We start from the raw sequence: 23562 nt of genomic DNA on the forward strand, positions 1-23562 counted from the left end.
CCCGCGGTATCGTCTGTTTCTCGCACGGGCCACATCGGACTTTAACGCTGGTCACAACGGCCACCGAAAGCACACCCGGTGCTTGTGCCCCAGATCACTGACGACCGGCACGGACGAACCGCCCGAGTGATCGTTCTGGGATGGGCACCACTGACCGTTTTGTCTGTGATCCAGCTCACAATGCCACATAGATGTTCGCGCGCGGTTGCACACGCTGCAATCATTTCGTTACCGTCGCCAGGGCAGTCGGTCACGGCTACATCACACGCGGCGGATCCTTCATCTGGTCCCCGACGTGCGAGCCGGGCTCGATTTCCACCACCAGCCCACGTCAGGCGCGTGAACACGGCCGTGACGTGAGTCGAATCGGAAGGTGCATCTCTTGGCAGTACGCGGGAATTCGAGCGCGGCCCCGGCCGCGTTCGACGCAGCGGAGATCACCTCGATCATTCCCATCGACTGGGATTTCGCCGAGTGGAACGACGCGCCCGTCGACGCACCGCACGATCCGACCCCCACGCGCAGCACTCCTCGCCGCGCCCCGTTGCCTGCCGAGGTCACGCAGGACATCCTCATCGCCGAGTACGAATTCGACGAGACCGCGCACGAACACCCCTTCGCAGTCCGCGGCGCCGAGTTCGACGACTTCGATTTCGTCCCCGGGCCGACACCCGCTCCCCGCAAGTCCGGCGGTCGCCACCGCATCGCCGCGCCGCCGCACGCCCTCAAGGGCCGCGCCGCGTTGCTGGCCGTCGCCGCGGGCGCCGCTGTGGTCGCCGCCACCGGCCAGTTGCAGTCCGGGTCCGCCACCGAGACCAACCAGTCCGCCGAGCCCGCCACCGACGCCGTCAGCCCCGCTGCCGCGGTCGGTCCGGTCGCACCCTCCGCCGGTGACGCCGGGGTGGTCGAGTCCGCTCCCCCGTCGGACATGCGCAACTTCACCGACCAGCTGCAGGCCGGCGACAAACTCGCCCGCGATGCCGCGGCCGCCGATGCCGCCTCGCGCAAGCCGCTGTTCGCCTCGCCGGTCAACATGGGCGCCTACCAGTTCACGTCCTGCTTCTGCGGTCGCTGGGGCACGTTCCACGGTGGCATCGACTTCGCCGCCCCCCTGGGCACCCCGATCCACGCCGCCACCGACGGCGAGATCGTCGAAGCCGGTCCTGCGTCGGGCTTCGGCAACTGGATCCAGGTCAAGTCCGCCGACGGCACCATCACGATGTACGGCCACATGGCCTCGAGCGGCGTGCTCGTCAGCAAGGGCCAGAAGGTCACCGCGGGCGACATCATCGGGCTGGTGGGGAACGAGGGGTTCTCCACCGGACCGCACGTGCATGTCGAGGTCTGGAAGAACGGGACGACCAAGATCGACCCGATGCCGTGGTTCGCCGAGCACGGCGTGCGGCTCTCCGCCTACACCGGCTGAGTACTCCCCCGCTAGAGCTTCTCGATCGGCAGGCCGCCCAGCGACATCAGGGTGATCCGTCCGCCGCTGCCGAAGTCGAACGTCACGCGCTCGGTCGCGCCGGACCCCTCCTTCGCGACGACCTTGCCCATCCCGTATTTGGCGTGGTTGACCCGATCGCCCACCGCCACCGACACCTGACTGTTGCGCCCACGGGTGGGGCTGGCCGAGTACGAGCTACGCCCGCGCTGCGACTCTCCGCCGCCGTCGTCCGACCGGTACGACCCGGCACCGAAGAACCCACCCGAACTGCCGAACGACCGCTCACGACGACGCGGCTCGGTGCGCCGCCAGTCGATGAGGTGCTGCGGGATCTCCTGCAAGAAGCGCGATTCCGGGTTCGACACCGGCTGACCCCACGCCGAGCGGACCATCGACCGGGTGAGGTAGAGCCGCTTGCGCGCGCGGGTGATCCCCACGTAGGCCAACCGTCGTTCCTCGCTGAGCTCCTGCGGGTCACCCAGTGAGCGCAGATGCGGGAACTGGCCGTCCTCCCAGCCGGTGACGAACACGACCGGGAACTCGAGTCCCTTCGCGGTGTGCAGCGTCATCATGGTCACCAGACCGGCCGTGCTGTCGGGGACCTGGTCGGCGTCGGCGACGAGGGACACCCGCTCGAGGAACGCCGCGAGCGACCCCGGCTCGGGCAGACCGTCCTCCGGGTCGGGACGGTCCTCTTCGGGAATGCCGGCCGCGTCGGCGCTGAATTCCCTTGCCACCGAGATCAACTCGTTGACGTTGTCCAGGCGTGCGCCGTCCTGAGGGTCGCTCGACGCCTCGAGCTCGTCGCGGTAGCCCGAACGGTGCGCGATGGCCTCGACGAGCTCACCGATGTCGGCCGCCTCGTTGCCCGCGTCGACCGAGGCGACGTCGGAGTCAGGACCGTCCGAGGCACCGAAGACGGTGAGGAAGTCCGCGCGCAGGTTCTCGATGAGGTCGATGAACCCGGCGATCTGTTTGTTGGCCCGTGTCTGCAGCAGCGGCACCTTGCCCGCGGCGGCGTCGAGGAGCGACTCGTAGAAACTGAGGCCGGAGTTCTCCGAATGCACTGCGACACAGGCCTGTGCGCGATCCCCGATCCCCCGTCGCGGGGTGTTCAGGATGCGTCGCAGGCTCACCGTGTCGTCCGGGTTGGCGACCACGCGCAGGTAGGCGACGATGTCGCGGACCTCCTTGCGCTCGTAGAAGCGCACGCCGCCGACGACCTTGTAGGCGATGCCGAGCCGGATGAAGATCTCCTCGAGCGATCGCGATCCGGTGTTGGTCCGATAGAACACGGCGACGTCGGAATAGTTGAACTCGCCGGTGTCGCTGAGGGAATCGATCTCCCCGGCGATGAACGACGCCTCCTCGTGCTCGTTGTCGGCGACGTATCCGACGATGAGCTCGCCGTCGCCGGCGTCGGTCCACAGTTTCTTCTCGCGCCGGTTGGTGTTGCGGGCGATGACCGCGTTCGCCGCCGACAGGATGGTCTGGGTGGAGCGGTAATTCTGCTCCAGCAGCACGGTTTCGGTGTTCGGGAAGTCGCGCTCGAACTCCTCGATGTTGCGGATGGTCGCACCGCGGAACGCATAGATCGACTGGTCGGCGTCACCGACCACACACAGCTCCGACGGGCTCACGCCGCCCTCGCCGGTGCCCACCAGTTCGCGCACGAGGACGTACTGGGCGTGGTTGGTGTCCTGGTACTCGTCGACGAGGACGTGCCGGAACCGGCGGCGGTAGTACTCGGCGATCTCCGGGTGGGCCTGCAGCAGCGCCACGGTCTCACCGATGAGGTCATCGAAGTCGAACGCGTTCGCCGAACTCAGCCGACGTTGGTACTGGGTGTAGATGTCGGCGAGCGTGGTCGAGGTGTCGTCGTCGGCCTCGGACGCCTGGGCCATCGCCGTCTCCGGCGTGATGAGCTCGTTCTTCAGGTTCGAGATGTGGATGCCCGCACCGCGGGGGCTGAACTTCTTCGGGTCGAGGTCGAGATCACGGACGATCATGGCCAGCAGGCGTTTCGAGTCGTCGGCGTCGTAGATGGAGAAGTTCGAGTTGCGGCTGGCGATGAGTCCGGCCTGAGCCCGCAGGATGCGCACACAGGTCGAGTGGAACGTCGAGACCCACATCCGGTTCGCGCGTGGCCCCACCAGGTCGATGACGCGTTCGCGCATCTCGGCGGCGGCCTTGTTGGTGAAGGTGATCGCGAGGACCTCACCGGGCGAGACGTCGCGCTGCGCCAACAGGTAGGCGATCCGACGTGTCAGCACGGCCGTCTTGCCGGAACCGGCGCCGGCGACGATCAGCAACGGCCCACCGGTGTGCATCACGGCACGACGCTGCGGCGGGTTCAGGCCGTCGAGCAGTTCCTGGGCGCGGGCGCTGATCTGCTCGCTCCCGGCGTCACCGGACGAGCCCGGGCGGTGGGCGATCGGCAGCGCGGTCTGGTCCGCGGAGGTGGGGGTTTTCATCGGTGTTCGACGTTACTCCGGTTGTCGGACACCGACCTGTGCGCTCTGTGTGTCGTCGGTCCCGGGTACGATTTGCCGCGATCTGCCGGTCGGGGTTGCCGGTGGACTCGTCGCCGGGGGCAGGAGCCATGAGGACCATCGACCGCAGGTACGCCAGGCCGGTCGCGTTCACCGCGGCCGCCGTCGTCGCGCTGGTCGCCCTCGTCGTCGTGATCGCGCTGCCCGACCACACGTCGGGGTCGGCCGAGTCGAGTTCCGCCTTCGCCGCCACCCGTGCGCTGGACCGGTCGACCGGGCCGTTCGCAGTCGCCAACGCCGCCGGTTACAACGGGACCGTGACCGCCGGGGACCTGCGGATCGGTCTGGACGGCCTCGTCGTCTCGGCCGCCGGCGACGCCGCGGGCACGATCAGCGTCGCCGACACCACTGCCGACTACCGCCAGGTGGGGTCGAGCGCCATCGCCCGCGGCGGGGAGAAGTTCTGGCGTGGGGTGCTCGGCGACGCGGCCACGACGGTCCCGAGGTCCACGGACTGGGCGCATCTGGACCTCACCCGCTTCCCCGACCTCGCCGGCCTGCTGACCCCCGCGCGGCTCGCCGCGACGCTGAGCGGTGAGCAGCGTGGCGCGCCGAACGGCTCCGACGCCACCCCGGACGCCCGCTCGCCTGCCATCACCGATCCGGTGGTGCGCCGGACCGCGGACGCCACCCTTGTCAGCGGGGACACCACCGTCAGCACCGACGACGCCGGTACCGGGCTCGTGGGTGTGCGGGGTCGAATCGGCGCCGTCACCGCCGGGACGACGCAGACACCGGTCGTCGCCGATGTCCGTGTCGTCGCCCGCGACGCGTCGGCCGCGGATGCGCTCTACCGCGACCTGTCGGCGCAGTCGGGTGAGCTCGCTCGGTCGATCGCGCCGGGAACCGCGTTGTCGTTGTCGCGCAGCACCGCGCGTCCGGCCCCCGGAGCCTGCACGCCCCCCACCTGCGACGCCGACGTCTCGATCGTGGCGACCGCCACGGACCCGATCGGCTCACTGAGCATCGTCGCCACCGCGACGGTCGGCTTCGAGTCACGGGGCCGGGCGGTCGGTCGCCCGTGCGTCCGGACCGTCACCCTCGGACGCTCCGGGACCGCACGGTTCCGCTGCTCGGTGACCGCGTTGCCCCGGCCCAACGGCCCGTTCGCGGTCCGCGGCAAGTTCTCGGCCGCCGTGTTCGCCGAGACCCCGCCCGCGACGATCACCGACCGCGTGACGGCCGGGCGCGCGATGTCGACCGCCACGGCCACCGGGAGGTTCCGACGCGCCGGGGTCAAGACCAACGCCGCCGCGGCCCGGTACGGGACCCAGATCACCGGACTGCCCTCGACCGTCGTCTACGAGGTCGGCGACCAGTCGTTCGACGGCCGCGCCGACGACGGGGTGCTGCTGGTGACGCGGGGCCCCGGGTATTCGGAACACCTCGACTCCGGTGGAGCGCTCGAGTCGACGTGGCCCGGCTATCAGCAGCTGCTGACCCAGGCGCGCGCACAGAAGTCCGCAGCCGGATCGACTCCGGTGCGGTGGGTGTTCGCCGAGAAGGACGCCGCGGCGGCGACCACCGCCGCACTGGGCGCCAACGAGATCACCGGCATCGAGGTCGTGACCGTCCCGGCGGCCGGCTGACATCCGACCGCCGGGGTCAGAACAAGGCGGGTCAGAACAAGGCGGGGTCGAACACCTGGCCCACCTGGCCGGCCGCGACGTGCAGCGCGAGTCCGGCGGTGAGTGGTCGGACGACGATGTCGGTGCCGGTGCCGGACGCCTGGACCCAGAGCGGATGCAGACCGGAGCGCACGGGGGCGGTCACCGGCGCCCCGTTGCCGACGCTGACCTCGACGGTGCCGTCCGATGTCGCGCAGTACGGGATCTGCACCGTCCACCGCCATCCGATGAGCGGGCCGTCGAGCGGCAGGGCGGTACGTGCGGTGATCTCGGGGCGGTCGCACGCGCCGGATCCACCCGCGAACGATCGCGTGCGGGTCACTGCTCCGGGCGTCATCGTGCCCGTCGGGCTGAGGACCTGCAGCCGGTCGGTCCAGTCGCCGAACCGCGGTCGTTGCGGCAGCCGCGCGAAGACCTGGCTGATCAGGTTGTTCGGATAGGCGACGGGGAGCAGCACCTCGAGCGGCACCGCCTGGTCGAACATCGGGGTGTCGGCGTTGGCCGCCAGCGCGGAGCGCGCGTTGGCCAGGTACGACGCCGTCGGACCCTCGTGCCAGCGGTCGGTGAACACGACCGTGGACACCACCGCACTGGCCGTCACCGCGACCATCCCGGCGGCGACCCCGATCCGTACCGGGCGCCGGGCGAACACGCGTCGGAACCGCTCGCGGTCCCGAGACGGCGCCGACATGACGAGGGCGGCCGCGAGAGCGAGCACGACTGCGGCGTCGGGGAGGTAGCGCAGCGTCTGCGAGAGCTCGAGGGCGGTGTCGGTGCTGCTGCGATTCCAGCTGACCAGGGCCTGCGCGAGCACCACGTATCCGATCGCGACCACGACGATCGCGCCCGCACCACGTCGCGACCACAGTGCGGTTCCGACGAGTCCGACGACCACGATCCAACCGAGGACGATCCAGCCGGGCGCGGGAACCGCGAACGGCGGACTGGGGATCCAGCGATCCCACGTCCACGGCCCGCCCACGATGCCGGGGACGACGCCGCTGTCGATGGCCCGCCACGTCAGCCGGGCTGCCTGACCGAGGGAGTGTTCGCCGGCGCCCGGTCGGGCGACGACACCGAAGATCACCGCCCACACCGCCGTCACCCCCAGCAGCGACAACCACAGCGCCTTCCCGCGGCGCAGCACCTCGGGTAGGGCGCGCGTGGGTTCGTCGGGCCGCCGCGCGAGCTGGGTGAGGCGGACGCAGAGGATCGCCGCGGCGAACGCGATCGGCAGGATCAGTGCCGACTTCTCGAAGAAGGCCAACGCGACAGCGCAGACGATCGCAGAACGGATGACGATCGTGCGGGGACGGGTGGTCGGCCGGTCGGGGTCGAGCGGTCCGCGCACCAGCAGGATCGCGTCGGCCACGACCCACGCCATCGCCGCCTGCAGCGGCAGCGTGTTCAGCCCCGACGCCCACCACGCGAACGACGGCACGGTCAGCGGGGTGAAGAGATAGAAGGCCAGGGCCGCGAGCGTCGCGACCCGCGCTCCGGTGACGACCAGCAGCATCCGCGCGACCGCCACCGAGGCGATGAGTTGGCCGACGAGCAATGTCGCCGCGGCCACCGGCCAGCTCAGCGGCGCGAGGACGGTCGCGATGCCGGCGACCGCGAACGCCGCGGGCATGAAGTGACCGTCGTGGTTGTGACCCAGGAACGCCCACGAGCCGATGGGGTCGGAACCGGCCCGTCCGATGAGGACGAGGTCGTCCCAGTAGAAGTCGCCGCGGGCGGCCACCCAGGTCCGGAGCGCCAGCTGGGCGACGATCAGGACCGCCACCGCGACACCGATCCTGCGACGTCGCGACCACCCCGCCGGACCGGCGGCGTCGGTGTCGGGGACGTCGGTGCCGGGAGCCGACCGCAGGAGTGCGGTGGAAAGCGCCATGGCCCAGTAGTACCAGTTCGCGCGCGGTGTTCGACATGGTGACCGGCACGTAGCCCCGGTCATGGCAAGATCGGCCGGGTGGAGCACCCCGACGCCGATCAGCCGATCGACCTGAGCCAGTACAACCTGTCGTCCGAGGTCGACGACCTCCCGGACGAGATCGACGATCTCCGCAGCGAGATCGATCGGCTCGACGCGATCATCCTCGGCGCCATCAAACGGCGCACCGCAGTGTCGAAGAAGGTGGGGCGCACGCGGATGGCCTCTGGCGGACCGCGCCTGGTCCACAGCCGCGAGATGAAGGTCCTGCAGCGCTTCTCCGAACTCGGCCAGGAGGGCCACACCCTCGCGATGCTCCTGCTCCGACTGGGCCGCGGACCACTCGGTCGATGACCTCGTCGGACGATGCCCGGGCACCCCGACGCGAGAACGTCGTGTTAGTCCACTGGCACGACCTCGGCAGGCACCTGGCCTGTTACGGCGCGCAGGGTGTCACGAGCCCGCACCTCGACGCGCTCGCCGCGCAGGGCATCCGACTCACCGACGCCCACGCCGCCGCCCCGCTGTGCTCACCGGCGCGCGGTGCGTTGTTCAGTGGCCGCTACCCGCATTCGAACGGTCTGGTCGGCCTGGCCCACCACGGTTTCGAGTACCACGACGACGTGCGCACACTGCCGCAGCTCCTGACCGAATCCGGTTGGCAGACCGCGCTGTTCGGGATGCAGCACGAGAGCAGTGACCCGTACCGTCTCGGGTTCGAGGAGTTCGACGTCTCGGACTCGTTGTGCGACCACGTCGTCGAGCAGTCGCAGCGCTGGCTACGGGATCGCACCGATGACCGCCCGTTTTTGCTGACCGCGGGCTTCTTCGAGACCCACCGGCCCTACCCTGCCTCGGACTACCAGCCGGACGATCCGGAGTCGGTGACCGTCCCCGGGTTCCTGCCGGACGCGTGGCCGGTGCGCGAGGACATCGCCGGCCTCCAGGGGTCGATCACCAAGGCCGACGCCGCGGTTGGACGTCTGCTCGCGACCGTGCACGAACTGGGACTCGACGACTCGACGTGGATCGTGTTCATCACCGACCACGGGGTGGCCTTCCCGCGTGCGAAATCCACGCTGTACCAGGAGGGCACGGGCGTCGCGTGCATCATCCGGCCACCCGCCGGACGTGGTGTCGCGCCCCGTGAGTACGACGATCTGTTCAGCGGCGTCGACGTCACCCCGACGCTCCTCGACCTGCTCGGTGTCGACGTTCCCGAGGCGATGGAGGGGTTCTCCCACGCCGACGAGCTCATCGCCGCCGACGCCGCGCCGGTACGCGCGGAGTTGTTCACCGAGAAGACCTATCACGACAATTTCGACCCGATCCGGGCCGTGCGGACCACTCGCTACAGCTACATCGAGAACTACGCCCGCCGGCCCGCGCTGAGCCTGCCGCTCGACATCCTGGACAGCCCCTCTGCGCGCGCGCTGGACGGTTCGCAGGACTTCCCGCGGGCCGAGCGCGAACTCTACGATCTCGACACCGACCCCTACGAGCGGACGAACCTCGCCGAGGATGCCGCGTACGCCGAGATCGTGGCCGATCTGTCGGATCGGTTGCACCGGTGGCGCACCGACACCGGTGACGATCTGCCCGCCGAGGAGGTCGGCAACCGGATCGCCCACGAGTTCATGGCGCGTCATCACCAGCAGTTGTGAACCGATCCGGCGCGCCAGGACCAGAGGTCACTGCCCTCACGCCGCCCTCGAGGCGAACAACGCGAGCTCCGAGAGCACAGCACCGACAACTGACGGTGCCGACTGCGTCGACAACACCCACTGGCGCCATGGGTTGCGCGTAACCACATGCCGACTGTGTGGAAACGGGTTATCGAGTGTGCTCACCACCCGAGGTGACCTCACCCCAAAAACAACGCACACTCGATGACACGGTTCCGCACCGTCGGCGTCCTCAAGTCCACCACCACGCACGTCGAAAGCCGCCGACAGTGCGGAAAGCACGCATCGAGTGTGCGCTCTGTTCACAACACAACTCACGCCGCGCCGCCAGCACACTCGATGGCGCTTTCCACCCAGTCAGCCCGAGGGTGCCGACTGTGTGGAAACGGGGCATCGAGTGTGCTCACCACCTGACGCACGGCTCACCCACAAACAACGCACACTCGATGACACGGTTCCGCACCGTCGGCGGCTTTAGGACCGCCACCACACCAGACGAAAGCCGCCGACAGTGCGGAAAGCACGCATCGAGTGTGCGTTGTTTGCAACAGAACTCACGCCACGCTTCAAGCACACTCGATGGCGCTTTCCACACAGTCAGCGCGTGGGTTGCGCTGTTGAAGGGGTCAGCGTGACCGGGCGACTGTGCGAAAACCTGTGTTGCCTGAGGATGATTCGACCGTGTTGTGGGAGCGTGCCGCCACTCGGTATCTCGAGCAGTACGAGTCGTCGCACAGGTACGACCCTCCCCGCAGCACGCGGGACGCCCCGCGGTCGGGGCCGGTCGGATCCTGGCGCGGTGAGTGGCGGTAGTACCGCGGATCGTAGCGATCGGCACACCACTCCCACACGTTGCCGACCGTCTGCCACAACCCGAAACCGTTGGGCGCGAACGATCGGACCGGCATGGTCGGGATGACCCCGACACCGATCCCCTGTTCGGCCGGGAACGGTGCGCCCCAGAGGTCGGGAGCGTAGATGGCACACCGCCGGACGCCGGACGCATCGACGAGCTCGTCGCCCCACGGGAACCGTGCCCCGTGCAGACCGCCGCGCGCGGCGTACTCCCACTGCGCCTCGGTCGGCAGCGACCGCCCCGCCCAGTCGCAGTAGGCCTGCGCGTCGACGAACGACACGTGCACCACCGGATGATCGGCACGCGTGGCGATGTCGGAACCGGGGCCCTCCGGGTGCGCCCAGTCCGCGCCGCGCACCTCGACCCACCACGGGGCGGTGGGCGCACGTCCGACCACGGTCGAGTCATCGGCCACCAGGGCACCGAACACCGCGGAGGTCCCTGCCCGTTCGGCCGACGTGCGATACCCGGTGGCATCAACGAACGCGGCGAAGTCCGTGGTGGTCACCGCGGTCTCGTCGATGACGAAACCGCTCAATTCAACGACGTGCAAGGGCAACTCGCCGTCGGCGCGCAGGCCATCGCCGTGTGCGTCGCCCATGACGAACGTGCCGGCGGCGACAGGACGTTGGTCGACCTTGTGGAGACGACCCGTGTCGACCCCGCGACCGGTCGCCGCGCCGACATCGTCCGGCGGCAGCGACCCGCGTCCGGGCATGCAACACGCGTCGCTCATCGCGGGGTCAGTTCCGGGTCAGGGGGTAGCCGTAGGCCTCGGCATCGGCCCGGTACCGCCGCACCCATTCCGCCGACCGCCCGTCGCCCTGACGTTTGAGCGGCGGAGGCGGCGCCAGATCCGGATCGAGACCCAACGCGGTGAGCACCGAGGCGGTCGTCGCCTGCGGCGCCCGTACCAGCTCGGCGAACTCGACACGGATCGGATCGATGGCCTCGTCGCGGAACCAGCGGTCCCAGGCCTGTTGCTGCGCAGCCAGTTCCGCGGCGAGATGGGCGATCGCGCCGGCGTGATACCGCGCGGCGTCGTCCCGATCGGCGCCGGCGGTCACCGTCGGACTGCCACCGGACGGGTCGTCGACCCACGTCTGGGTCTGGACCGCACGCCACATCGACACCGCCTGTTCGGCCACGTCATCGCGATTGACCAGAATGTAGGTCGGTTCGACGCCGAGCAGGGCCCGGATGGCGGTGCGCAGGCCACCGTTGGCGTCGAGTCCGCTCGCGTGCTCGATCAACAGCGGGGTCTGGTTCCACATCAGCTTGCCGCCCCACACACCGTTGGGTGTCGTACCCGCGTCCAGTATGTCGTCGCGCCACCGCTGCGCCGACCGCTCGTCGGGACGGCCCGCGACCGCCGGGTGCAGCAGTGCGCGCACACCATCGGGATCGGGGCCGGCGTAGTCGGAGAACCAGTCCTGCGACTGGGGCGGCAGACCGGTGTCGGGCAGGTCCTCGAAATACTCGGCCGGACGACCCGCGACCCCGGTCGCGGCCAGCGACGCCACCAGCAGGGTGCTGCCGCTGCGTTGGCTCGCGCACACCAGATAGGCCTGGTTCACAGCGGTCATGCGCCCAATATATGGACTCTGCGTCGGTGTGTTCGTCTCGGCAGGCGGTACTGCGCAGCGTGGTTCGAACTCGCCGCCCTCGCGCCGGGACCGGCCCACTAGTGTTGAAAGCGACAGCCACGAGCCGCACGCGCTTCACGAAGGGTCCATCCATGACCAGCGACACCGAGCACGGCCACGACAACCACGCCGCGACCGACATCACCGGCACCCATGCCTGGCAGGAACTGTCGGCTCACCAGGGTCACGTCTACGCGATGCACCTGCGCGAGGTCTTCGCCGTCGACCCCAAGCGCGGCCGCGACCTCGTCATCGACGTCGGCGACCTGCACATCGACTACTCCAAGCACCGCGTGCTGCGCGAGACCATCGACCTGCTGCTCTCGCTGGCCCGCGAGGTCGACCTCGAGGGCAAGCGCGACGCGATGTTCTGGGGCGAGCACATCAACACCTCCGAGGACCGCGCCGTCCTGCACACCGCGCTGCGCCTGCCCGCCGAGGCGACGCTGAAGGTCGACGGCCAGGACGTCGCCGCCGACGTGCACGGCGTGCTCGACGCGATGGGCACCTTCACCGACTCGCTGCGCAGCGGCGAGTGGAAGGGGCACACCGGCAAGGCGATCCGCACCGTCGTCAACATCGGTATCGGTGGCTCGGATCTGGGCCCGGCGATGGTCTACCAGGCGCTGCGCCATTACGTCGACACCGACATCCACTGTCGCTTCGTGTCCAACGTCGATCCGGCCGATCTCGTCGGCACCCTCGCTGACCTCGACGCCGAGACCACGCTGTTCATCATCGCGTCGAAGACGTTCTCCACCCTGGAGACCCTCACCAACGCGACCGCGGCCCGTAGCTGGCTGCTCCGCGAACTCGGCATCGACGCCACCGACTCGAACAACCCCGCGGTGGCCAAGCACTTCGTCGCAGTGAGCACCAACGCCGAGAAGGTCTCCGCCTTCGGCATCGACACCGACAACATGTTCGGCTTCTGGGACTGGGTCGGCGGACGCTACTCGGTCGACTCCGCCATCGGGCTGTCGGTGATGGCGGCGATCGGCAAGGAGGCGTTCGGCGAGTTCCTGCACGGGTTCAACGTGATGGACAAGCACTTCCGCTCGGCGCCGCTGCATCAGAACGCACCGGTCATCCTCGGTCTGATCGGGCTCTGGTACAACAACTTCTGGGGCGCCCAGTCGCGCGTCGTGCTGCCGTACTCCAACGACATGGCCCGCTTCGCCGCCTACCTGCAGCAACTGACCATGGAGTCCAACGGCAAGTCGGTGGACTCGGCCGGTCACCACGTCACCACCGACACCGGCGCCATCTACTGGGGCGAGCCGGGCACCAACGGCCAGCACGCCTTCTATCAGCTGCTGCACCAGGGCACGCGCCTCGTGCCCGCCGACTTCATCGGGTTCGGATCGCCCACCGACGACCTGCCGGTGGACGCCGACGGTTCGGGGTCGATGCACGACCTGCTGATGAGCAACTTCTTCGCACAGACCAAGGTGCTCGCGTTCGGCAAGACCGCCGACGAGATCGCCGACGAGGGCGTCGACCCGCATGTGGTGGCGCACAAGGTGATGCCCGGCAACCGTCCGTCGACGTCGATCCTCGCCCCGGAGCTGACCCCGTCCGTGCTCGGCCAGCTGATCGCGCTATACGAACACCAGGTGTTCGTCGAGGGTGCCATCTGGGGCATCAACTCCTTCGACCAGTGGGGCGTCGAGCTGGGCAAGACCCAAGCCAAGGAACTGCTCGCCGTCATCGTCGACGCGGCCGCACCCGCCCCGCAGGACGACTCGTCGACCGACGCGCTGGTCCGCTGGTACCGGGAGCAGCGCGGACGCGACGCGTAACACCCCTCATGACGCCTGCCCGGTTGTCGGTGGTCGACGACATGTTCTACCGCGGCCATCACGGTCGCGGGGTCGAGGTGGTCATGCAGGGCATGTGGCGGTTCGACGACCGCCTCGAGCCCGCTGAACTGGTCGATTTCCACACGATGCTTGCCGCGAGTCCCCTCACCCGTCGGGTCATCTCCCCCCGGGTGCCGTGGGCACGTCGGTACTTCGTCGACGGCGCGGTGGTCGCCCCCCTGCGATTCGACCCCACCCCGATCGCCGCGGACGGGATCGTGGCGTGGTCCGACGAGCACGCCGAGGCACGCCTCGACGTCGACACCGGTCCGGCCTGGGACCTCGCGCTGACGCACGTCGAGGGCGGCGGGTCGGTGGTGAGTCTGACCTGTTCGCACCTGGTCTCCGATGGGCTGGGGTTGGTGTCGGAGGCCGACACCGCCTCCGGCGGGCCCGCACGCCCGGCGCCGAGACGGCAGCGTCCCGTCACGACCAGAGCGCCGCGTCTGTCCGACGACATCGCCGACGCCGTGTGGCTGTGGGTCCACGTGATCACCGGCATCCTGCGCGCGCTCCTGCGCGGGTGCGTCGATCCGCGGGTGCGCGCCGAGCTGATCGGCGCGCTCCGACCCGACCCGGCGCGTCCCGCCACCCCGTCCAGCACCACCCCGTCGGCCACCACGGCGATGCGGACCGGTCGGCAGGCGACCGCCGTGGTCGATGTCGACGCGGCCGAGTGGGATCGCTACCTCACCGACACCGGGGCGACCTCGACGGCCGTGGTCGCGGCACTCGCCGCGGACATCGTCGGGGAACTGCGCGGGCCGGGACGTGTCGACACCGTCGTACCGATGGCCGACGGATCCGGTCAAGGCCTGACCGTGGCCGAGGTCGCCGTCGACGTGGGCGCCGACCCGGCGACCTGTGCCGCCGACCTGCGGGCCGCCTACGCCCGTGCCGGATCGGGTCGCGGGCTCGGCCCGCCCGGCGGCATGCCCGCCGAACTCCTGCAGCTGCTCGGTGACCGTCTCGCGCACGCGCTGGTGCCCGATCCCGGAGGTCGCGACGCGCTGGTGTCGCCGTTGGGTGACCTCGGTACCGGCTTCGACGAACTCGCCGGTCATCGGTCGCGCGGACTGGCCGTGCGCTCGGCCTATCCACGATCCGACGACGCGGGGGCGGCGCAGTCGTCGACGCTGCTCGGCATCTGGTCGGCCCGCAACTGCGGACGTGTCGTGCTGTCGCTGGTCGCCAGGACCGACCCCTCCGGACGGTCCCCCGCTGACCTGGCGCGCAGCGCTCTGGCTCACCGGGGACTGACCGCCACCATCTGGTGAGACACGCCACGCATCGCGGGCGGTGGGCCTCGGTCTCGGCTCGACATCACAGACGAAATCCGTATCGTCGGGCAGATGACCTCGACCGCACTCGCCTTCGAATGGACCGAAACAAACCGAATGTGGCTGATAGAGAACCCGATCCGCATCGTCGCCTATGTCGTCGCGGGCCTGGTGGTCCGCTTCTTCCTGCACCGGGTGATCGACCGGGCGACCCGCCGACCGGTCAGCGCCGGGACCGACGACCCGGGCGCGTCACCGGCGTTGATCCGTCACCTACGCGACCGCACGCCCAAGGCGCTGCGCGACCCGAAGGTCATCGAACGACGGCAGCAACGCGCCGAGACCATCGGATCGGTCCTGAAGTCCTGCGTGTCGATCGTCCTGCTGCTGTGGGTCGTGCTCTCGATCCTGAGCGTGTTGGGCGTCAACATCGCGCCGTTCATCGCCTCGGCCGGACTCGTCGGCCTCGCGATCGGTTTCGGCGCCCAGAACCTCGTCAAGGATTTCGTGTCCGGGGTGTTCATGCTGCTCGAGGACCAGTACGGCGTCGGTGACATGGTCGACCTCGGTGAGGCGTCCGGTGAGGTCGAAAGCGTCGGGCTGCGGGTCACCACGATCCGCGACGTCGACGGGACCGTCTGGTACGTCCGCAACGGCGAGATCATCCGGGTCGGCAACATGAGCCAGGACTACGCCGTCGCGCGGGTCGAGATCCCGGTCGCGCCCAACACCGACATCGACCAGGCCCAGCGCGTCGCGCTCACCGCGGCCCAGGATGCGGTCTCGACCGCCCCGACCTCGACGTCGGTGCTCGGAGAACCCGAGATGCTCGGCGTGCAGGAGGTGTCCGCGTCGATGATCACGCTGCGGATGCTGATCAAGACCCAGCCGAACGCCCAGTGGGCGGTCGCGCGAGTGGTCCGCAAGAAGGTCCTCGAGGCCTACGACTCCAACGGGATCGTCATGCCCGCATTGGCCGGGGCGGTCGGCGTGGGCGGACCCGGCGGGGCCGAATAACCCGACACCGGGCGGTGACCGCTTACGCTGCTCCCATGACGATGACGGTGAGAGCGGCCACCTCCCGGACCGCGCTGGTCGCGACGGTGCTCGCGGTGACCGCACTGGCGGCGGCGTGCACATCAGGTTCGGGGTCCTCGGACCCGACGACCTCGGCCCGGCCGAGCACGTCGGTGCCGGTGTCGGCGGCGGTGGTCGCACCCACCGGACCGGCCCAGCGGACCGCGGCCGCCACCGCGCTGAAGTTCGGCGAGAGCGCATTCCTGCCCGCCGACGCGTTCCGCCCCAACGGCCAGCTCGCGATGTTCACCGTCACCGGGATCGAGCCGGGCGTGGCCGGGGAGCTACCGGAGTCGGTGACCCACGGTGGCGTCCCGTTCTACGTCCACGTCACGGTCACCCAGCTGGGGACGCGGCAGCTCGACGTCCCGTCGACCGTCGGGTTGGCAGGCAGCGCGGACGGTCGCACCGCGACGTTGACCGAGACACCGCCGGACGGCTTCGGCAAGTGCGTCGCCGCCACCGCACCGAAGGACCTGGGCCGCGGCAACTCGTATGCGACGTGTTTCGTCGCGGTCGCCGACCCGGACACCGACCTCACCCGCGTCGTCTACTGGGCGCAGACCACCACCGATCCCGAGTTCGACTACAAGGCCGCCCCGGTGGTCTGGTCGGACGGGTCACCCGCACCGGTCGCGTCGTCCTCGGCGCCGGCGCCCGCACCCACCAGCTGAGTCAGCTGTAGTGGTGTGAGCGGGTCCGGACGGTGTTGCCGCCCGAGCGTTTCGCCTCGTACATCGCGGCGTCGGCGAGGTCGGTGAACAACACCGTCGACATCACCGACTGACGGCCGGGGATCCGGCCGGAGAAGTGCACCACCCCGACGCTGGCGGTGACCGGTGGGTCGCTGACCGCGGAGATGGTGTGCAGTACATGGTTGGCCAGCCGGGTCGGTTCGGTCCAGCGCAAACTGTCGGCCACCACGAACTCGTCGCCGCCGATGCGTGCGACGACCCCGCTCGCCCCGACCGCGACGCGGAGCCTGGCGGCGATCTCGGCCAGCACACGGTCGCCGTAACGGTGCCCGTACTGGTCGTTGATCTCCTTGAAGTTGTCGAGGTCGGCCACCAACACCGCGAGCCCGTGGGAGTTCTGCCGGTCCATCGTGCTGATGCGCTCGAGTGCCCGCTCCAGGCCGCGGCGGTTGAGGACGCCGGTCAGCGTGTCGACCTCCGACGCCGCGGCGTCCGAGGCGAGCACCTCGAGCATGAACTGCGTCGCGATCGGGATGGCGATGCCGACGAGGACGGCCTGGATCACCGCGATGGCCACGCTCGACACGGTCCCCTGGTCGTCGCCGAGCATCAAACCCGACAACGTCCCGGCGACGACCAAGGTGAACGCGATGTGTGCGGTGAGCATCCTCGCCCCGTGGAAGAAGGCGATGTACCCGCCGACGAGTCCGAACAGCGCGCAACCGTTGAGTCCGCCGATCCGTTCCTCCTGCGCCAGACACCCGAGCGCGATGGCGACGTCGGAGACGACCACCCACCAGCGCGAACGGCTCACCGACGGCCACGGCAGGAACAGCCACATCATCGACAACGCGATACCCAGGATCGAGGCGACGACCGCGGCGACGACGTAGCCGGTCTCGGGCCGGGTGGTGGCGTCGATGAGGGTGACGACCGGGACGAGCGTGACCGTCCCGGCGGAGATCGCGAGCAGGACCCGGGTCGGCTCGACCAATTGCCGGTCGGCGAGATAGCTGCCGAACCAGTCGAACTGGTCCTGACGGTTCCACCAGTGCGAGAGGGCCCACCCCAGCTGGGCCAGTCCCACCCCGAAACGGATCACGCCCGGCTCCGAACGGCTGATCGCGAGTCACTCCCCCTCTGTCCCGGCGGAGGCCCCACCCCCCACAGGCTGCACGAACTGCAGTGATGTGCCACAAAAATACACTGTCGCCCCGCTGACCGGGCTCAGACCAGACGACGCGCCAGCGATGCGGGCAGATGACGCAGCGCCGCGTCGATACCGATCCACGGCCAGGTGGGGACGACGGCACGCGCGGGTTCGCGTTCGATGGCCGACACCAGGGCTGCGACGCCCTTGGCCTGACTCGTCATCAGGGCGGTCTTCACACCGGCGTTGATGTCGGTCTGGATGTAGCCGGGCAGGATGACGCTGACCGTGATCGGTGACGAGGCCAGTTCTGCCTGCAGCCCCTCGCCGAGCGCCGAGAGCCCTGCCTTCGACGCCGAGTACGCCGCCTGGGCCTTCGGGAGTCCGCGGACCGCGCTCATCGAGCTGATCAGCACCAGATGCCCGTGCTCCTGCGCCCGGAAGATCTCCATGGCCGCCTCGATCTGGGCGAGCGCCCCGATGAGGTTGGTGGTGATGGTCTCGATGTTCGCGTCGGCGCGGCCGGTGCCCAGCGGGGCACCCTTGCCGAGGCCGGCGTTGACGACGACCCGGTCGAGCCCGCCGAGTTCGTCGTGCAACGCGCGGAAGACGGTGGGCACCGCGGCGGTGTCGGTGACGTCGAGCGCGGCGGTCGCCACCTGGGCGGCCGTCGGGCGTAGCTCGTCGGCGAGCGCGTCGAGCCGGTCGGCCCGTCGGGCACAGAGCGCGAGTGACCGTCCCTTGTCCGCGAAGGCCCGGGCCATCCCCTCGCCCAGTCCGGAGCTCGCACCGCTGATCAGGATTCTCGATCTCGTCACGTCGGTGAATCTACCGGGGCCATCCGACGTGGGTTCACCGCGCGCTGATCGGGTTCGACCGCACGACGCCGGTACCGGGGAGTTGCGCGACGAAGGTGCCGTCGCCCCACCGCGACGCCACGCCGGGGACCGGGAAGTCGGTGGTGACGTCCTGGGCACCCGAGGCCAGTGCCACCGCGACCCGACTGTGCTCGTCGTTCTTCACCGTCGACATCGGCTCGTCGGCACGTGTCCGCACCAGATACCCCGCCGCCACCAACCGGCGGATCTCGTCGAGGTGTGGCCCGCGCGGGTCGTTGACCATGGTGACGGCCGCGTCCGGCTGACCGACCGCGCCGCGGGTGAACACCGGCGCCGTCCGCAGTCCCGGGTGCAGGCGCAGGTACTCCGCCCGTAACCGCGACGGGGCTCCCGGCTCGCTCGACGCGTTGTCGAAGAAGAACATGACCCGCCCGCGCGCGCTGCCCAGCGTCGGCCACCCACCGGCCCGGACCGACTGTTCGACCGTTCGGCCCGGCTGCCGGATCGAGTCGGGGGTGATCAGGTCCTGGGGTCGAAACGTCTCGGCGATCTCCCGGTCGAGTTCGGTGAGCTGCGTGCGGTCCCATGCGGGGACGTCGACCCCGCCGAGGCGTCGGGCGGTCGCGTCGGTCGACTTGAGCTCGAGCTGGATCAGGATCGGGGTGTGTCGGGGGTGCGAGTCGGAGAACGCACGGATCTCACCCAGGCAGCGGCGCAGGCTGATGCAGCTGGTCCGGTAGTCGACGTCGGCGCTGTGCAGCACCTTGATCCCCGGGCGGCCGTACTCGGGGTCGGTGAGCGGGCCGTGCCCGGCGAGTCTGCGTACCAGCGGGTATCGGTAGCGGCCGCCGGTCGGATCGGGATCGAGGTCGAGCTCCACGGCGCGGATCCGCTGGTCGCCGAGCTGGTCGGTGAGGCTCGCGTGCTGGTAGCGGAACCCGTCGGCGGACGACCCCGCCAGCGACGTCGGGAGCTCATCGGTGGCGGGCATCTGGTGATAGCTGTTGTGCGTGCCGATGAACTGGATCTGGTTCAGCCGCAGGGCGTCGGTGACCGGCGGGAGATCACGCGCGACGGCCGGACCGGTGGTCGCGGCGAGGCCGGTACCGAGCAGGGCGGAGACCAGGAGCAGGACGGCACGACGTCTGATGGCAGGCACCCGTCCATCTCGACGCCCGCACATGAGGTGACGGGATCATCGACGCGGCGCGCGCCTGACAAGTTAGTGACCTTTGCGAACCTTGTTGGTCGTACGGCGACCTCCGGGTCGGACGGTGTTCACTTCAACAGCTTCGACATCCGACGGTCGGCGAGGATCTTGCCGCCGGTCTGGCACGTCGGGCAGTACTGGAAGGACCGGTCGGTGAACGAGACCTCGCGGACGGTGTCGCCGCACACCGGGCACGGCATGCCGGTGCGCGCGTGCACCCGTAGACCCGATCGCTTCTCCCCCTTCATCGTCGCCACCTCCTGCCCCTCGAGGCGGACGGTGGCGTCGGTCAGGACGCCGTGCATGGAGACGAACAGCAGGTCGACCTGCTCGTCGGTCAATGCCTTCGCCGACGCGAACGGCGACAGTTTGGCGGTGTGCAGGATCTCGTCGCTGTAGGCGTTGCCGATCCCACTGATGGTCCGCTGGTCGGTGAGGACGGTCTTGATGCGCGCCGAGGTCCCCTTCAGCACCCCGCCGAATTCGTCGCGCGTCAACGTCATCACGTCGGGTCCGAGCGTCGCGATGCGTTCGACCTCCATCGTGTCGCGCACGATCCAGACGGCGAGCCGTTTCTGGGTGCCCGCCTCGGTGACGTCGAAGCCCTCGCCAGGCAGACCGCAGTGCACCCGCAGCGCGATGGGCCCCTTGCCGCCAGGCCGCGGCGGCGTCGGCGACAGGTTCGACGACCAGCGCAACCAGCCCGCGCGTGAGAGATGGATGACCAGGTGGATCACGTCGACCGTGCCGTCGGTCGGTGGCCCGTCGGCGGGATCGGTGCTGATCACCAGGTACTTGCCGATGCGGGTGACCCCGACGACGACCCGCCCGGCCAGCGCCGAGTACGGCGGGTCGGCGGTCTTGAGCACCGCCAGCGACGCGACGTCCACGCGACGGATCGGCAACCCCGCCGCACGTCCGTCGACGTAGTCGGCGATGGCCTGTACCTCGGGCAACTCCGGCATGGGCTCTAGTCTGCTCTAGTACCTCGCACGCGGAAAGGGATTGATCAATGGGTCCTGCGCGTCGTGAGCCGATCGAGGGTGCCTCGTCGCCGGGCGGTCTCTCCGATGCCGAGCTCGCCGCCCAGATCGCCGAGGGGGCCGGCCGCATCCTGGTGGCGGCGCGTCACGAGTCGCTGCTGCACGGTCGCCTGCTCGGCGACGTCGGCGACGGCGTCGCGCAGGCCTGGATCGCGTCGGTGCTGCGGACGCACCGACCCGCCGACGCGGTGCTGTCGGAGGAGGCGCCCGACTCCCGCGACCGGCTGGGGTCCTCGCGCGTCTGGATCATCGACCCGCTCGACGGGACCCGCGAATACGCCGCCGGCCGCGACGACTGGGCGGTGCACGTGGCGCTGACGGTCGACGGCGAGCCCGCCGACTGCGCGGTGTCGTTGCCGGCGACCGGGGAGGTGTTCCGCACCGACACCGTCGTCGCACCGGCGACACCGTCGGGCCGGCTGGTGACGTCGCGGTACGGCGGCTCGTACGAGGCGGCGTTGGTGGCGAATCGCCTGTCGCTCAGCGCGTACTCGGTCGGTTCCGCCGGCGCGAAGGCCATGGAGGTGGTCCGTGGCGACGCCGACGTATACGTGCACGCGACCGGGCAGTACGAGTGGGACAACTGCGCGCCGGTCGGTGTCGCACTGGCCGCCGGTCTGCACTGCAGTCGTATCGATGGTTCACCCCTGATCTACAACCAGCGCAGCTCGTACATGTCGGACTTCCTGATCTGCCGCCCCGAACTCGCCGCCGACATCATCGAGATGCTCGCCTTCGTGTTCTGAGGTGGCGACTCACACTGTGAAGTTGTCAAGGTGCTGATGCGGTCCCGCCGGGGCGGGTGCACGTATTCGGGTGGTCTGGGTTGCGGCTCTGGGGTTCAGGCGGCGATGGGGTCGTCGAGTCGCATGGTTCGTCGGTTGTAGCTCGGCAGCGGTCGTCGTTGTGGGTCGACGGTGGCGGGTGGGATGAGCCAGGGGTGTCGGTCGGCGCCCATGACGATCTCCCAGCCGGCGTGGTGGACGTCGCACCAGGAGGCGGGTGCTCCGCATTTGATGCAGCCGCGGTCCCGCAGGAGGACGACTTTGCGGGCGGCCCCGGTGAACAGGCGTGGTTCGGGCGCGGCAACGGAGACCGGTGCTCCGTTGAGGTCGAGGCCGACGCCGGCCAGCCGTGCGTCGCACGAGAGGAGTTTCGCGGACAGTTGCGTGATCGGCCCCATCCACGTCAGCGACGCAGTGCCGGCGGTGAGGGTGGTGGTGTCGACCTCGACGGGGATGGTCACCAGGATCTCGGTGCGCGGCGGCCCCGACAGCGCATCGGGAGCCAGTCCGCGAGAGCCGACTTCCAGTAGCTGCGCGAATGCGTCCGCGCGGCGGCGAGTGGCGGGCCGAAGGTCGTCGGAGCCGTCGGGCTCAGGTCGTGGGCGCGATGCGGTGTCGAGTGCGGTGATCAGGCGTTCGCCGGTCAGTGCGTCGAGCTCGAAGGTCCCCCGGAGTCGTCCGTCATCACCGGCCCGCCAGTCCAATTCGTTGAGTGTCGAGTCCTCAGCCGGGGGTACGCGGTCCGCATCGCCACCGTCGCCGGGGTTGTCCACGGTCACGTCGATCGCGACTGCGCGTGCCCGCTCGACGATCTCCGCGGGCGCGGTCCCGGCGACCGCGTGGCCGATCAAACTGCCCTCCAGCGCGGCGATCGCCTCAGAGTCGACAGACTCTCCGGTCCGCCGCACGACATGGTCCACACCGCGAGCTACAGCATCGAGGTGCTCAGCCGACACCGACCCGTTGCGACTGTGGCGCGCCAACCGCGGTAACACCTGGATCGCCCGCCCGAGCCGGATCAACCTGGACGCGACAGCGGGAGCCAGACCGTTGGCACACAACAACTCCCGCAACGACATGCCCGACCGCTTCGCGGTACCGACGCGCTCGGCCTGCGCCGTCAACCGCGCCAACACATCATCAGCCACCGCCCGCAACGCAACAGCACCTCGGATCGCCTCGACGATCTTCTCATCGACATCGTCGACAACTGTGTTCCTGCAACTGTATTGATCGACCAACTCGTTGGCGATCTCGATCAGCGTCCCCCGACTCATGACTCCATCGTACACATGTTCGAACGAAGCGCAACGGTTGAATACGGTGAATGTTGTTGAACTACAGCGGATTCAGATTATCCACAGATCATGGAACGTCCACAGGTGCGTCCGTCGCGGACGCCCGAGCCACGCGCCGATTTCCTCCGCACTCGGGTCAGCCGGCCAACTGCTGATCACCGTTCGCCTCGATGTTCGCGCGCACGTCGTCCATGACGGCCTCGAGGTGGCTGCGCGTCACGAGCAGCTCGTCGATCTGTTGCGTCAGTCGCCGGTGTGCGTCGGACAACCGGTCCATCGTCGTGGGCGTGGTGACACCGGTGTGCACGCACGGCAGCATCTCCTCGATGTCGCGTGTCGGGACACCGGCGTCGAGGAGACAGCGAATGGTCTCCACCCGCTGCTGCGCCACGGTGTCGAACTCGCGATGCCCGCCACCGGTCCGACGTGAGGCGATCAGGCCGCGCTCCTCGTAGTACCGCAGTGACCGCACCGACGATCCGGTGCGCGTGGACAATTCACCGATCCGCATTCCGACTCCCTGTTATCTAGATCACAGCCTGAGGACTTGAACCTCACATCGATGTCAGATCCTAC

The 23562-nt window shown here is 69.4% G+C and carries 18 protein-coding genes and 1 pseudogene; 9 read left to right on the plus strand and 10 right to left on the minus strand.

What is annotated here, in order from left to right; translation table 11 throughout:
- The first annotated feature begins 382 nt into the window (after positions 1-382).
- Entirely contained in the window at positions 383-1426 is a 1044-nt protein-coding gene (locus LX13_RS02400) for a M23 family metallopeptidase (protein ID WP_253659701.1), read from the plus strand.
- Between the two features lie 11 nt (positions 1427-1437).
- Here the strand turns inward: LX13_RS02400 and LX13_RS02405 are convergent, their stop codons facing one another.
- Positions 1438-3921 (minus strand): UvrD-helicase domain-containing protein, encoded by a 2484-nt coding sequence (locus LX13_RS02405; protein ID WP_253659702.1) that lies wholly within the window; start codon positions 3919-3921, stop codon positions 1438-1440.
- A gap of 128 nt (positions 3922-4049) precedes the next feature.
- Between LX13_RS02405 and LX13_RS02410 the strand changes: the two genes are divergently transcribed.
- On the plus strand, positions 4050-5588 hold the full coding sequence (locus LX13_RS02410) for a Tox-REase-5 domain-containing protein (protein ID WP_253659703.1): 1539 nt from the start codon (positions 4050-4052) through the stop codon (positions 5586-5588).
- 31 nt (positions 5589-5619) lie between these two features.
- Here the strand turns inward: LX13_RS02410 and LX13_RS02415 are convergent, their stop codons facing one another.
- Positions 5620-7521, minus strand: a complete 1902-nt coding sequence (locus LX13_RS02415) for a hypothetical protein (RefSeq protein WP_253659704.1) — start codon at positions 7519-7521, stop codon at positions 5620-5622.
- 78 nt (positions 7522-7599) lie between these two features.
- On the opposite strand from LX13_RS02415, the gene LX13_RS02420 reads away from it, so the two are divergent.
- A complete protein-coding gene (locus LX13_RS02420; RefSeq protein ID WP_253659705.1) occupies positions 7600-7914 on the plus strand; it encodes a chorismate mutase in 315 nt (104 codons plus the stop codon).
- Positions 7911-9317, plus strand: a pseudogene (locus LX13_RS02425) (sulfatase family protein). The gene LX13_RS02420 and the pseudogene LX13_RS02425 overlap by 4 nt, the downstream one beginning before the upstream one ends.
- 554 nt (positions 9318-9871) lie before the next feature.
- On the opposite strand, the gene LX13_RS02430 reads toward LX13_RS02425, so the two are convergent.
- A complete protein-coding gene (locus LX13_RS02430; RefSeq protein ID WP_301300464.1) occupies positions 9872-10837 on the minus strand; it encodes a formylglycine-generating enzyme family protein in 966 nt (321 codons plus the stop codon).
- 7 nt (positions 10838-10844) lie between these two features.
- Entirely contained in the window at positions 10845-11687 is an 843-nt protein-coding gene (locus LX13_RS02435; RefSeq protein ID WP_253659706.1) for a Stf0 family sulfotransferase, read from the minus strand.
- Positions 11688-11839: 152 nt separating this feature from the next.
- On the opposite strand from LX13_RS02435, the gene pgi reads away from it, so the two are divergent.
- The 4 genes from pgi to LX13_RS02455 all read left to right on the plus strand — a co-directional run bounded on the left by pgi (position 11840) and on the right by LX13_RS02455 (position 16640).
- The gene (gene pgi / locus LX13_RS02440) at positions 11840-13549 is read left to right on the plus strand and encodes a glucose-6-phosphate isomerase (protein WP_253659707.1); all 1710 of its coding nucleotides are present in this window, start codon (positions 11840-11842) and stop codon (positions 13547-13549) included.
- A gap of 8 nt (positions 13550-13557) precedes the next feature.
- Positions 13558-14886, plus strand: a complete 1329-nt coding sequence (locus tag LX13_RS02445) for a hypothetical protein (protein WP_253659708.1) — start codon at positions 13558-13560, stop codon at positions 14884-14886.
- Positions 14887-14961: 75 nt separating this feature from the next.
- Positions 14962-15906: a mechanosensitive ion channel family protein gene (locus LX13_RS02450; protein WP_253659709.1), complete on the plus strand. Its 945-nt coding sequence runs from the start codon at positions 14962-14964 to the stop codon at positions 15904-15906.
- A gap of 35 nt (positions 15907-15941) precedes the next feature.
- Positions 15942-16640 (plus strand): hypothetical protein, encoded by a 699-nt coding sequence (locus tag LX13_RS02455; RefSeq protein WP_253659710.1) that lies wholly within the window; start codon positions 15942-15944, stop codon positions 16638-16640.
- Position 16641: 1 nt separating this feature from the next.
- Here LX13_RS02455 and LX13_RS23375 read toward each other — a convergent pair whose 3' ends face one another.
- The 4 genes from LX13_RS23375 to LX13_RS02475 form a co-directional block, all read right to left on the minus strand.
- On the minus strand, positions 16642-17763 hold the full coding sequence (locus LX13_RS23375) for a GGDEF domain-containing protein (protein ID WP_253659711.1): 1122 nt from the start codon (positions 17761-17763) through the stop codon (positions 16642-16644).
- Positions 17764-17888: 125 nt separating this feature from the next.
- Positions 17889-18629: an SDR family oxidoreductase gene (locus LX13_RS02465; RefSeq protein WP_308214698.1), complete on the minus strand. Its 741-nt coding sequence runs from the start codon at positions 18627-18629 to the stop codon at positions 17889-17891.
- Between the two features lie 34 nt (positions 18630-18663).
- Positions 18664-19809, minus strand: a complete 1146-nt coding sequence (locus tag LX13_RS02470) for a Ca2+-dependent phosphoinositide-specific phospholipase C (RefSeq protein ID WP_253659712.1) — start codon at positions 19807-19809, stop codon at positions 18664-18666.
- Between the two features lie 119 nt (positions 19810-19928).
- A complete protein-coding gene (locus tag LX13_RS02475) occupies positions 19929-20825 on the minus strand; it encodes a DNA-formamidopyrimidine glycosylase family protein (protein ID WP_253659713.1) in 897 nt (298 codons plus the stop codon).
- A gap of 47 nt (positions 20826-20872) precedes the next feature.
- Here LX13_RS02475 and LX13_RS02480 point away from each other — a divergent pair, with 47 nt between their 5' ends.
- Positions 20873-21649, plus strand: a complete 777-nt coding sequence (locus LX13_RS02480) for a 3'(2'),5'-bisphosphate nucleotidase CysQ (RefSeq protein WP_253659714.1) — start codon at positions 20873-20875, stop codon at positions 21647-21649.
- A 95-nt stretch (positions 21650-21744) separates the two neighbouring features.
- Here the strand turns inward: LX13_RS02480 and LX13_RS02485 are convergent, their stop codons facing one another.
- Both LX13_RS02485 and LX13_RS02490 read right to left on the minus strand, forming a co-directional pair.
- Positions 21745-22965 carry a DUF222 domain-containing protein gene (locus LX13_RS02485; RefSeq protein ID WP_253659715.1) on the minus strand — a complete coding sequence of 407 codons (1221 nt, stop codon included), beginning with the start codon at positions 22963-22965 and terminating at the stop codon, positions 21745-21747.
- A gap of 157 nt (positions 22966-23122) precedes the next feature.
- Positions 23123-23497, minus strand: coding sequence for a MerR family transcriptional regulator (locus LX13_RS02490; RefSeq protein ID WP_253659716.1), 375 nt, complete (start codon positions 23495-23497; stop codon positions 23123-23125).
- Between the last annotated feature and the right edge of the window lie 65 nt (positions 23498-23562).

The sequence above is a fragment of the Williamsia maris genome, from assembly GCF_024171815.1.
GTDB classification, from domain to species: Bacteria; Actinomycetota; Actinomycetes; order Mycobacteriales; family Mycobacteriaceae; genus Williamsia_A; species Williamsia_A maris.